The sequence below is a fragment of the Herbaspirillum lusitanum P6-12 genome (assembly GCF_000256565.1).
In the GTDB taxonomy this organism is placed as follows: domain Bacteria; phylum Pseudomonadota; class Gammaproteobacteria; order Burkholderiales; family Burkholderiaceae_D; genus Herbaspirillum; species Herbaspirillum lusitanum.
In genome coordinates this window covers 1-10416 of record NZ_AJHH01000697.1, presented here as the reverse complement: position 1 = coordinate 10416, position 10416 = coordinate 1, and the positions used below count along the sequence as shown (strand labels likewise).

9 protein-coding genes and 2 pseudogenes are annotated in these 10416 nt (G+C 63.4%); 5 read left to right on the top strand and 6 right to left on the bottom strand.

The annotated features are described in order from the left end of the window. Positions 1–205 precede the first annotated feature (205 nt). The 5 genes and pseudogenes from HLUSI_RS30200 to HLUSI_RS30190 form a co-directional block, all read right to left on the bottom strand. Positions 206–397 carry an OsmC family protein gene (locus HLUSI_RS30200; RefSeq protein WP_016836138.1) on the bottom strand — a complete coding sequence of 64 codons (192 nt, stop codon included), beginning with the start codon at positions 395–397 and terminating at the stop codon, positions 206–208. Positions 398–462: 65 nt separating this feature from the next. Next, a pseudogene (locus HLUSI_RS35025) lies at positions 463–2185 on the bottom strand (xanthine dehydrogenase family protein molybdopterin-binding subunit). Positions 2186–2221: 36 nt separating this feature from the next. Further along, positions 2222–2452, bottom strand: a pseudogene (locus HLUSI_RS35020) (xanthine dehydrogenase family protein molybdopterin-binding subunit); the annotation flags it as partial. 128 nt (positions 2453–2580) lie between these two features. Further along, a complete protein-coding gene (locus HLUSI_RS0122730; protein WP_016836134.1) occupies positions 2581–3600 on the bottom strand; it encodes an FAD binding domain-containing protein in 1020 nt (339 codons plus the stop codon). Positions 3601–3628: 28 nt separating this feature from the next. Next, complete coding sequence (locus HLUSI_RS30190; RefSeq protein WP_016836133.1) at positions 3629–4189, bottom strand: (2Fe-2S)-binding protein; 561 nt, start codon at positions 4187–4189, stop codon at positions 3629–3631. A 398-nt stretch (positions 4190–4587) separates the two neighbouring features. Between HLUSI_RS30190 and HLUSI_RS30180 the strand changes: the two genes are divergently transcribed. Beyond that, entirely contained in the window at positions 4588–5073 is a 486-nt protein-coding gene (locus HLUSI_RS30180; RefSeq protein ID WP_016836131.1) for a LysR substrate-binding domain-containing protein, read from the top strand. A gap of 7 nt (positions 5074–5080) precedes the next feature. Here HLUSI_RS30180 and HLUSI_RS0122715 read toward each other — a convergent pair whose 3' ends face one another. Beyond that, positions 5081–5677 (bottom strand): NADPH-dependent F420 reductase, encoded by a 597-nt coding sequence (locus HLUSI_RS0122715; protein ID WP_016836130.1) that lies wholly within the window; start codon positions 5675–5677, stop codon positions 5081–5083. A 228-nt stretch (positions 5678–5905) separates the two neighbouring features. Here HLUSI_RS0122715 and HLUSI_RS31990 point away from each other — a divergent pair, with 228 nt between their 5' ends. From HLUSI_RS31990 to HLUSI_RS30165, 4 genes are all read left to right on the top strand, one after another. Next, positions 5906–7126, top strand: a complete 1221-nt coding sequence (locus tag HLUSI_RS31990; RefSeq protein ID WP_016836128.1) for a substrate binding domain-containing protein — start codon at positions 5906–5908, stop codon at positions 7124–7126. A gap of 172 nt (positions 7127–7298) precedes the next feature. Beyond that, the gene (locus tag HLUSI_RS31145) at positions 7299–9647 is read left to right on the top strand and encodes an ATP-binding protein (protein ID WP_016836127.1); all 2349 of its coding nucleotides are present in this window, start codon (positions 7299–7301) and stop codon (positions 9645–9647) included. Then, complete coding sequence (locus HLUSI_RS33055) at positions 9625–10122, top strand: hypothetical protein (RefSeq protein ID WP_157137969.1); 498 nt, start codon at positions 9625–9627, stop codon at positions 10120–10122. The genes HLUSI_RS31145 and HLUSI_RS33055 overlap by 23 nt, the downstream gene beginning before the upstream one ends. Beyond that, positions 10041–10416 (top strand): response regulator (locus HLUSI_RS30165; RefSeq protein WP_157137968.1); only part of this gene is annotated, 376 nt, incomplete at its 3' end. The genes HLUSI_RS33055 and HLUSI_RS30165, both read left to right, overlap by 82 nt.

Genomic DNA, 10416 nt, shown 5'->3' with positions numbered 1-10416 from the left:
AAAAAGGCCGCGCGAGCGCGGCGTCGTACAGGTCATGCGGATTGGGACCGGCATCGACGCCGCCTTCTTCCACCGCGCCATCGACCGAAATCACGTGGTTGCGCACGTGGACGATGTGGCGCATGGCGAGCGACTGGTCGCGCTTGATCTGGATGGACATGGACGTTCCTTGCAATGAATTGGGAACGCACAATGTAGCGCAAATTTACTGCGGCGACTTCAGGCTTACGCGCGCGAAATTTTGCCGAGCGAGCGCGGCGTCGTACAGGTCATGCGGATTGGGACCGGCATCGACGCCGCCTTCTTCCACCGCGCCATCGACCGAAATCACGTGGTTGCGCACGTGGACGATGTGGCGCATGGCGAGCGACTGGTCGCGCTTGATCTGGATGGACATGGACGTTCCTTGCAATGAATTGGGAACGCACAATGTAGCGCAAATTTACTGCGGCGACTTCAGGCTTACGCGGCGTGATACACCGCCGCCGTCACGGCCGGGGCCAGCCCGGCGATGCCGATCTCGCCGATGCCGCGCGCGCCGAGTTCGTCGAGCGCCTTGTCCGGATAGTCGAGGAACACCACGTCCATGTCGGGCGAATCGGCATTGGTCGCCATCACGTAATCGGCGAGGTTGTTATTCACCGGCTTGCCGTTGCGCTGGTCGTAGCGGGTTTCTTCAAACAGCGCCATGCCCAGCCCCATCACCACCGCGCCCTCGATCTGGTTGCGCCCGGTGCGCGGATTGATGATGCGGCCGGCGTCGATCACCGTCACCACGCGGCTCACGCGCAGGCGCGCGATGTCCGGTTGCCAGCGCACCTCGACGAAATGCGCGCCGTAGGAGTGGATGGAAATCTTGTCGGCGCCCGGATCGCTGCTGCTGGCGCCGGATTTGCCCTTGCCTTCGACGCCGCTCAATTGCGCCGCGCGCAACACCTCGGCAAACGCCACGCCGCTTTGCGGCGACTGACTGCGGCGGTGGATGCGGCCGCCTGAGAAGCTCAGTTCTTCTGCACGGGTTCCGCGCAAGGGCGAAGACGGATGCTCCGCCGCCACCGCGACCGCCTGCTGCATGGCTGCGCGTGCGGCCTGCAGCACGGCCGGCACCATCGACGCAGTGGCCATTGAACCGCCCGACATCGGTCCCGGCGGCAGCTTGGTGTCGCCGATCGCGACGATGATGTTGGACATCGGAATGCCGGTGGTTTCGGCCACCATCTGCGACACCACGGTATAGGTGCCGGTGCCGAGGTCCTGTACAGCCGACGACACGCGCGCGTTGCCGTCGCTGCCCAGCGTCACCGACGCTTCCGCGCCGACCCGCTTGGCCATCCATGAGCATGCCGCCATGCCCCAGCCGAGGATTTCGCCGTCTTGCTGCATGCTGCCCACGGCCGGATTGCGGCGCTCCCAGCCGAAACGCTCGGCGCCGGTCTGTAAAGCTTCGCGCAGATGGCGTGAAGAAAACGGCGCGTTGATGCTCTGGTCGGCGGCCGGTTCGTTGAGCAGGCGCAGTTGCACCGGATCGATGTTGAGCGCAATCGCCAGCTCGTCCATTGCCGACTCGGTGGCGAACAGGCCGGGCACCGCTCCCGGCCCGCGCATCGAAGTGTTCGGTGCGATGTGGCGTTTGACCGGTGCGCCGGTGACGCGCAGGTTGTCGGTGCCGTACAGATAGGCGGTGGCTTCGCCGCAATGTTCGACGCTGGCGTCGACCTGCGCCACTTGGAACAAATAGTCCTGCTGCAGCGAGGTCAGCTTGCCGCCCGCCGTGGCCGACAGGCGCACGCGCTGCTGGGTATTGGCGCGGTGGCCGACGTTGCAGGCTGTGTCCCCACGGCCACAGTTTGCCGCCGAAACCGGAGCCCAGGTATTCGGTGATGATGCGCATGTTTTCCGGCGGCACGCCCAGCATCTGGCTCATCACGCCGCGATGGTTGACGATGGCCTGCGAGGTTTCGTACAGCGTGAACGATTGCGCCAGGCTGTCGTACAACGCCACCGAGGCATGCAGTTCGATGGGATTGTGCGTCTCCACCGGCGTGGTGTAGGTCTGGTCGATGCGCACCGCAGCGTTGGCAAATGCCGCATCGGGACTGCCACGCTCGCTGTCGACTTTGGGTTTGCCCTCGGCGGCAAGCTCCTTGCGTACGTCATGCGCTTCCTTGCGATAGTCGACGCGCACCGCCGCTGCGGCGGCAGTCGCCTGCTCGAAGGTATCGGCCAGCACCAGCGCAACGTACTGACCATAATAGCGCACCGTCGCGTCTTCCAACGGCGGACGCTTCTCGTCGGTCTTGACGCCGGAGGACGGATTGATGCGGAAGAAGCGGCCGATGTTTTCATGTGTATAAATCATGCGCACGCCGGGCATCCTGGCCGCCGTCGCGGTGGCGATGGCGCGGATGTCGCCGTGTGCGATGGTGGCGCATACCGGCACCGCGATCAGCATGTCGGGATAGCGACGATCGGAGGTATAGCGCGCGCGGCCGGTGACCTTGAGCGGACCGTCGATGCGCGGCAGCGCTGCGCCGACGCCGGTCTGAAGCGAGGGGTTCCGGGGCTGGACGGGAGATGGCATCATGCGCTCCTTTTATTGGCGTCCGGAGCAGCGGCAATGCGCAAGGCTTGCACCAGGCAGCGCTGGATCAGATCGACCTTGAAGACGTTGTCGCGCAACGGACGGGCATCGCGCACGGCTGCGGCTGCGGCGCGGGCGAATACGTCGACCGTCGGCGCGGCATCCTGCAACACCGCTTCGGCTTCGAGAGAACGCCACGGTTTGGCGCCGACGCCGCCGAGCGCGACGCGCGCCCGCGAAATGCGACCGCCGTCCACGCTCAGTTGCACCGCCGCCGAGGCCAATGCGAATTCATACGAAGCGCGATCGCGCAGCTTGAGATAAGTCGATCCGGCGTTGGCAAGCGGCGGCCGCAGCGCGACATGCGTCACCAGTTCGCCCGGCGCCAGCACGGTCTCGCGCTGCGGCGTGCTGCCCGGCAGCAGATGGAATTCATTGATCGGAACGATGCGCGCACCGTTTGCGCCCTGCACGTGAATGATCGCCTCCAAAGCCGCCAGCGCGACGTTCATGTCGGAGGGATTGGACGCGATGCATTGCTCGCTGGTGCCGAGGATCGCCAGGTTGCGGTGGAAGCCCTCCTGCGCCGCGCAGCCGCTGCCGGGCTGGCGCTTGTTACAGGCTGTGGCGGTGTCGCGGAAGTAGACGCAGCGCGTGCGTTGCAGCAGGTTGCCGCCGGTGGTGGCCATATTGCGCAGCTGCGCCGACGCGCCCGACAACAGCGCCTGGCTGAGCATTGGATAACGCTGCACGATCAATGGATGATTGGCGAGGTCGCTGTTGCGCACCAGTGCGCCGATTTTGAGGCCGCCGTCGGCGGTCTGTTCGATCTGGTTCAGCGGCAGGCGATTGATGTCGATGACTTGTTGCGGCTGCTCGACGTCCAGCTTCATGAGATCGACCAGCGTGGTGCCGCCGGCCAGGAAGCGGATCGGTTGCGGCGTTGCTTCCATCGCGGCCGCGGCAAGGCGCACGGCCTCGTCGGGACTTTGTGCGCGCAGCATCTGGAAGGTGTGCATGGCGACTCCTGGAGGATATGGCGAGTGATCAGTCGGCGTCGCGCACCTGACGGATGGCGGCGACGATGTTGGAATAGGCGCCGCAGCGGCAGATGTTGCCGCTCATGGCTTCCTTGACGTCGGCATCGGTGCGCCCGCACGGCTCGGTCAGCAGCGCCGCCGCCGACATGATCTGGCCTGCCGTGCAATACCCGCATTGCAAACCATCATGGGCGACGAAGGCGGCCTGCAATGGATGCAGACGGTCCGGCGTGCCGAGTCCTTCGATGGTGGTCACGCTGTCGCCCTCGTGCATCGCCACCAGGCTCAGGCAGGAATTCACGCGACGGCCGTTGACGTGTACCGTACAAGCGCCGCACTGGCCGTGGTCGCAGCCTTTCTTGGTGCCGGTGAGCTGGAGATTTTCGCGCAGGTAGTCGAGCAGGCTGGTGCGCACGTCGACTGTGGCTTCCTGGGTAATGTCGTTGACGGTCAGGCGCACCGTCACTATTGAGTCGTCCACCGTGCCGCCTGGTGCGGACGCTGCGACCGGGGCCGCCGGCGCGGTTGCCGGCAAGGCGCCCAGCGCGCCGCTGGAACCGGCCCACATCAGGAAGGACCGGCGCGTCAGATGCGGGACGCCGTTCGGGCTCGCAGGCGGATTTGCGTTTTCGACAACGGTTGGGGAGGAGTGAAGTGCGTTGTCGTGGGTATCGCTCCGGCGGTCGGTGCCGGGGAAGTCTTGCTCTTGCTGGTTTTCTCTCATGATGGTCTCATCGAAAATTGGCTGGAAGCAGAGGATTGGGCCGCGCGCCGACAACGAAAGTTCAATAAAGAGCCGAGGAAAGAACAGCGGAAAATCGCCACCGGAAAACGATTCCTCGGATCGCAACGATCAAGGAGTTTTCCGACGGCAGGATGGCAGGTTGTCTGACTGCAAGGCGTCCGAAAAGGACGTCTACTAATTAGTTATCGTGAAGATGGATTAATGGGCGCGCAGATCCGACAATGGGCAAGGTCAAGAGCGTGTGGATGGCCAAGCCGGGTTTGTTGCCGCGCTTGTCTTCGGGCCCACGTGTATTACGCATGCATGAGCTGGCGCAGTACACCATCCTGACGCAGGGCGACAAGTCCGGCACCGGCATTATCTACGACCGTTGGTTCAAGTCGCAGGTGGTGTCGCCGTCCAATTCCATCAGTTGCAGCAGCCTGGTGGCGCTGATCGGCCTGACGGTGTCGGGCATGGGTGTGAGTTACCTGCCGCATTTGTGCCTGCGTTCGCTGGTCGAGCGCGGCGCGCTGGAGGTGGTCGAGACCACGCCCGCCTTGCCGGAAATCCCCTACGTTGCGCTTTACCGCGGTGAACGCAAGAGCAACTTCATCTCATCGATCCTGATGTTGGCGCAGGAATGCTGCGAGTTCTCGGACCTGTTCCAGATCGAGGATGAGGCGGCCGGCATCGGCCACGTGCATGCAGGTGCGTCGCCCTTTTGACCGGACATCAACCAAACTTCACCAGGTTCAGCGCCGGCAATGGACCGCCGGGGAATTGCGCTGCGCGGCCTTCGTTTACGCCGCCCAGATCGATGGACGCAAAGCCCAGGCGCGTGATCAGATCGCTGACCGTCTTCTTGGCGTCGGCATCGTCGCCCGACAGGAACAGCACGCGGCGACCGCCTTCGGCTTGCGGATCGCCGGCGAGCACGGCGGCCAGCAAATGATTGAATGACTTGACCACGCGCGCACCGGGTGCAAATTCCGCCACCACTTCGCTGGAAGCGCGGCCGCCCAGGTCGACCGCCTTGAACGTGGCGCCATCGATGGCGTTGTTGGCGTCGATCAGAATGCGCTTGTTCCATGGACCGGCGTCCTTGAGCGCATCGGGGATGCGGCTCCAGTTCACGGCGACGAAGACCAGGTCGGCTTGCGCCGCTTCCCTGACGCTGACTGCTTTGATATGCGGACCGAGTTCGTCGGTCAACGCCTGCAGTGATTGCGGGCCGCGGCTGTTGGCGATGGACGCGGCGATGCCGTTGCGGGCGAGTTGGCGGGCGATGGCCGTGCCGATGGCGCCGGCGCCGATGATGGCGATGTTCATGATGTTTCCTTTCAAGAGGGTTGAAAAACAAGATTTGCCGAGTTCCACTCTAGGCTTTTCATTCCTCTATCGTTAGTCGTGATCGGATAGAATCACTTTCAAGTAATACTTGAAGGTGAAAGTCATGGAAACCCTCGCCAACCTTGAGTCATTCGTCCGCAGCGCCGAGACCGGCAGCTTCTCGTCGGCGGCGCGCTGAGCGAAGCCGGCGAGCGTTTCCTGCAGTCGGTGCAGGACGGGCTGGACAGCATCCAGGGTGCGATTGCCGACATCACCGTCAATGCCGGGCAACCGGCCGGCGTGCTCAAACTGAACACATCGCAGGCGTTCGGCGTGGAATATGTGCTGCCGCTGATGCCGGCTTTTCTTGAGCGCTATCCGGCGGTGACGCCCGACTGGTCGCTGGACAACCGTCCCCAGGATCTGATTGCCGGCGGTTTCGATGCGGCCATCGGCGGCGGCTTTGACTTGCCGCTCGGCATGGTGGCGCGTGAACTGGCGCGGTTGCAGATCGTCGCGGTAGCCTCGCCGTCCTTCATGCGCGGCAAGCGCAGGCCCAGGGATCCGGCCGGATTGGGAGCGTTTCCCTGCGTCGCCATGCGCTCGCCGTCAACCAGTCGCGTGCGCACTTTGATCATGCGCAATGGCGCGGGCGCCGAAATGGCCGCCGTACAAAATCCGGTGATCGTGCTCGACGATCCGAGCGCCATGTGCCATGCCGTCCTGCTGGGCATGGGTATCGGCCTGATGGCGGTGCCGCACGCCTTGCCGCATCTGGAGAGCGGCACACTGGTGCAGTTGCTGCCGGGCTGGTACTGTGATGTGGGTCCGCTTTCGCTCTATTTCGCCAGTCAGAAACTGCTGCCGGGCAAGACATCACGACGTGCTTCCGCGAGCACGAACTGGCGCATCGTTTCTCCGCCGCAAATTTACCCAAATGAGTACCCAAATGAGCGCCAAAACGAGTCGCCGGAAAAGTTGCCGGAAATCAAGCCGGCTCCGACCGGATTGAATTCGATACGAGGCGTAACTCCCCGGCAACGGGGACGCGTAACTCACCTTGCACGCCAAATTGCCACCTCGAAAGTTCATGGGCATAATGGCCTTCACACCGGAGCAGAACAAGAACACGGGCGGCGCCACCGCCGTCGGATTCCGGGCCAGTGTTTCCATCAGGAGAATGCATGCGCAGAACGAAGGGAAACCAGCATTACTTTCTGGCGCAATTTCTGCCCCTCGCGGCGCTGGTGCTGGTGGCCGCCGGTTTCCTTCATTACAACCGCATCGGCGCCGAAATGCGGCGGCTGTGGTCATCACGACGTGCTTCCGCGAGCACGAACTGGCGCATCGTTTCTCCGCCGCAAATTTACCCAAATGAGTACCCAAATGAGCGCCAAAACGAGTCGCCGGAAAAGTTGCCGGAAATCAAGCCGGCTCCGACCGGATTGAATTCGATACGAGGCGTAACTCCCCGGCAACGGGGACGCGTAACTCACCTTGCACGCCAAATTGCCACCTCGAAAGTTCATGGGCATAATGGCCTTCACACCGGAGCAGAACAAGAACACGGGCGGCGCCACCGCCGTCGGATTCCGGGCCAGTGTTTCCATCAGGAGAATGCATGCGCAGAACGAAGGGAAACCAGCATTACTTTCTGGCGCAATTTCTGCCCCTCGCGGCGCTGGTGCTGGTGGCCGCCGGTTTCCTTCATTACAACCGCATCGGCGCCGAAATGCGGCGGCTGCAACTGGAGCAGCGCGAACGCGTCTCGCTCGGCGTCGCCTCGCTGACCAACGACCTCGACGCACCGCTGCGTCATCTCAGCATCCTCACCGGCGAAGCGCCGGTCGCGCATGCCATCAACGATCCCAATAAGGCCAACCTGGCGCAGATGGCGCAGAATTTTTCCACGCTGATGCTGCGCAATCCCTACTACGACCAGGTGCGCTGGATCGACCAGGACGGCGTCGAGAAAGTGCGCGTCAACATGACCAGCAGGGGGCCCGTGCCGGCGTCTGTACCGACGCTGCAAAACAAGAAGGACCGGCCGTATTTCACCGATACGATGGCCTTGCAGCGCGGCGAGATGCTGGTGTCGCCGATGGATCTGAACGTCGAGAACGGCAGGATTGAAGTGCCGCACAAGCCCACAGTGCGGCTCGCCATGGCGGTCGCTTCCGCAGACGGCAAGCCGGGCGGCATCATCATCATCAACGTGCTGATGGCGCCGCTGCTGGATCGCTTTTCCAACCAGGTGGAGCGCGGCGCCAATCGCGCCATGCTGCTCAACGGCGACGGCTACTGGCTGTACAGCACCAATTCGGCTGATGAGTGGGCCTTCATGTTCAAGCGCGAAGAGACCCTCGCCAAGCGCCATCCCAACGTGTGGAAAGCCATCGCCGCGCAGGCCTCCGGCACCATGTCCGAGCAGGGCATCTGGTCATGGCAGCGCGTCGCCCTCGACGCCAGCACCGGCCGTTACGGCCTGCACCAGCAATCGCCCTGGACCGTCGTGCTCTACCTGCCCGAGAAACGCGTGCAGGTCGACAACTACAGCATCCTGTTGCGGCTATGCCTGTTTGTCGGCCTGATTCTGCTGGCGCTGGCCATGCTGAGCTGGCAACTGGCAAGCAACCGCCACCGCCGCGAGGCTGCCGTGCACGACCGCCTCAAGGCTGAAGCCGAACTGAGCGTCAGCGAAAAACGCGTAGCCGACTTGCTGCAGCATCAGGAAACCCGTTCCATTCTGTCCTCGATCGTCGCGTCGTCGGAAGACGCCATCATCGGCACCGGTCTCGACGATGTCATCAACAGCTGGAACCCGGCGGCCGAAAAACTGTTCGGCTACCTGTCGCGTGAAGTGCTCAACCAGTCGGCCTACATCCTGGTGCCGCCGGAGCGCAACAGCGAGGCGCGCCACATCACCGACCAGATCATGGAAGGCAAGACCGTCGCCAATTTTGAAACCGTGCGCTGGCACAAGGACGGCCGCCTGCTCGACATTTCAGTGACGGTCTCGCCCATCCTCGACGGCGACAAGAAGATCGCCGGCATCTCCTACATTGCGCGCGACATCACCAACCACAAGCGCCTGGAGAAAGAACTGAACCAGTACCGCCAGCATCTCGAAGGCCTGGTCGAACAGCAGACCCGCACGCTGCGCGACACCAACAGCAACCTCGAACTGGCCCTGACCAAGTCGGAGTCGGCCACGCGCGCCAAGAGCAGCTTCCTGTCCAACATGAGCCACGAGATCCGCACACCGATGAACGCCGTGCTCGGGCTGACCTACCTGCTTGAAAAAACCGTACTGCAATCCGACCAGCGCGACCTGGTGCGCAAAATCATCGTCGCCGGCCATTCGCTGCTGGGCATCATCAACGACATCCTCGACGTGTCCAAGATCGAGGCCGGCCGGCTGGAGGTCGAGCACGTGCCGTTCCGCCTCAGCACGGTGCTGGAAAATGTCGTCAACGTCACCGCTCCCGGCATCGGCGACAAGGACGTCGAACTGGTGGTCGGCTTCAACGATGTCGGCGTCGAATATTTGTACGGCGACGCGCTGCGGCTGGAACAGATCCTCACCAATCTCACCAGCAACGCCATCAAGTTCACCGCGCACGGCGAGATCAGCATCCATGTCGCCGTCGTCAGCGAAATCGGCGACAGGGTGATGCTGCGCTTCGCCGTCACCGACAGCGGCATCGGCATTCCGCCGGAACGCCAGCAGGACATCTTCCAGGCTTTCACGCAGGAAGACACCTCGACCACGCGCCGCTACGGCGGCACCGGCCTCGGCCTGACCATCTGCCGCCATCTGGTGCAATTGATGAACGGCGAGATCGGCGTCGCCAGCGAGCCGGGCCAGGGCAGCCAGTTCTGGTTCATGCTGCCGTTCCAGGCGATGCAGCCCACCGCCGTCCAATTGCCGGCGGACGGTCCGCTGTGTGTGCTGGTGGCCGCGCGATGAGGTGCTCAATGCGCCCGACGCCGAACTGGTGGACGCCGTGATCACCAAGCCGGTGACGCCGTCGACCTTGTATAACACCATCATCCACGTGCGCCAGCATCGCAGCGAAACCAGGGGTGGGAGCGACAGCGAAACAGCATCGCCGGCCTTCGCCGCGCGCGACGAAAATGCGCGCGATGAGGTGCTCAATGCGCCCGACGCCGAACTGGTGGACGCCGTGATCACCAAGCCGGTGACGCCGTCGACCTTGTATAACACCATCATCCACGTGCGCCAGCATCGCAGCGAAACCAGGGGTGGGAGCGACAGCGAAACAGCATCGCCGGCCTTCGCCGCGCGCGACGCCCCGGCCCCCCAGTGCTGGTGGCCGACGACAACGCCACTGCACGCGCTATGCTGTCGGACACCATCAAGTCGATGGGCTGGCAGGTCGACGTGGTGGACTCCGGCCAGGACGCAGTATCGAAGACCATGACGCGGCTGCGTCACAACCTGTACTACGACATCTACCTGCTTGACTGGAAGATGCCCGGCATGGACGGGCTGGCGGCGGCCAGGGCGATTCGCGAAGCATCATCGCCGCAAGGACAGCCGCCCATCGTGATCATGGTCACGGCGTATGCGCGCGACGAAGTGGTCAATGCGCCCGACGCCGAACTGGTCGATGCCGTGATCACCAAACCGGTGACGCCATCGACCTTGTACAACACCATCATTCACGTGCGCCAGCATCGCGGCGAAGCCAAGGTCCGCGACGGCAACGAAGCGG

Excerpts from the sequence above, each read along its gene's own strand:
- HLUSI_RS30180 (WP_016836131.1), top strand. The coding sequence starts at position 4,588 with ATGGGCAAGGTCAAGAGCGTGTGGATGGCCAAGCCGGGTTTGTTGCCG.
- HLUSI_RS0122730 (WP_016836134.1), bottom strand. The coding sequence starts at position 3,600 with ATGCACACCTTCCAGATGCTGCGCGCACAAAGTCCCGACGAGGCCGTG.
- HLUSI_RS30200 (WP_016836138.1), bottom strand. The coding sequence starts at position 397 with ATGTCCATCCAGATCAAGCGCGACCAGTCGCTCGCCATGCGCCACATC.
- HLUSI_RS30190 (WP_016836133.1), bottom strand. The coding sequence starts at position 4,189 with ATGTGGGCCGGTTCCAGCGGCGCGCTGGGCGCCTTGCCGGCAACCGCG.
- HLUSI_RS0122715 (WP_016836130.1), bottom strand. The coding sequence starts at position 5,677 with ATGAACATCGCCATCATCGGCGCCGGCGCCATCGGCACGGCCATCGCC.
- HLUSI_RS31145 (WP_016836127.1), top strand. The coding sequence starts at position 7,299 with ATGCGCAGAACGAAGGGAAACCAGCATTACTTTCTGGCGCAATTTCTG.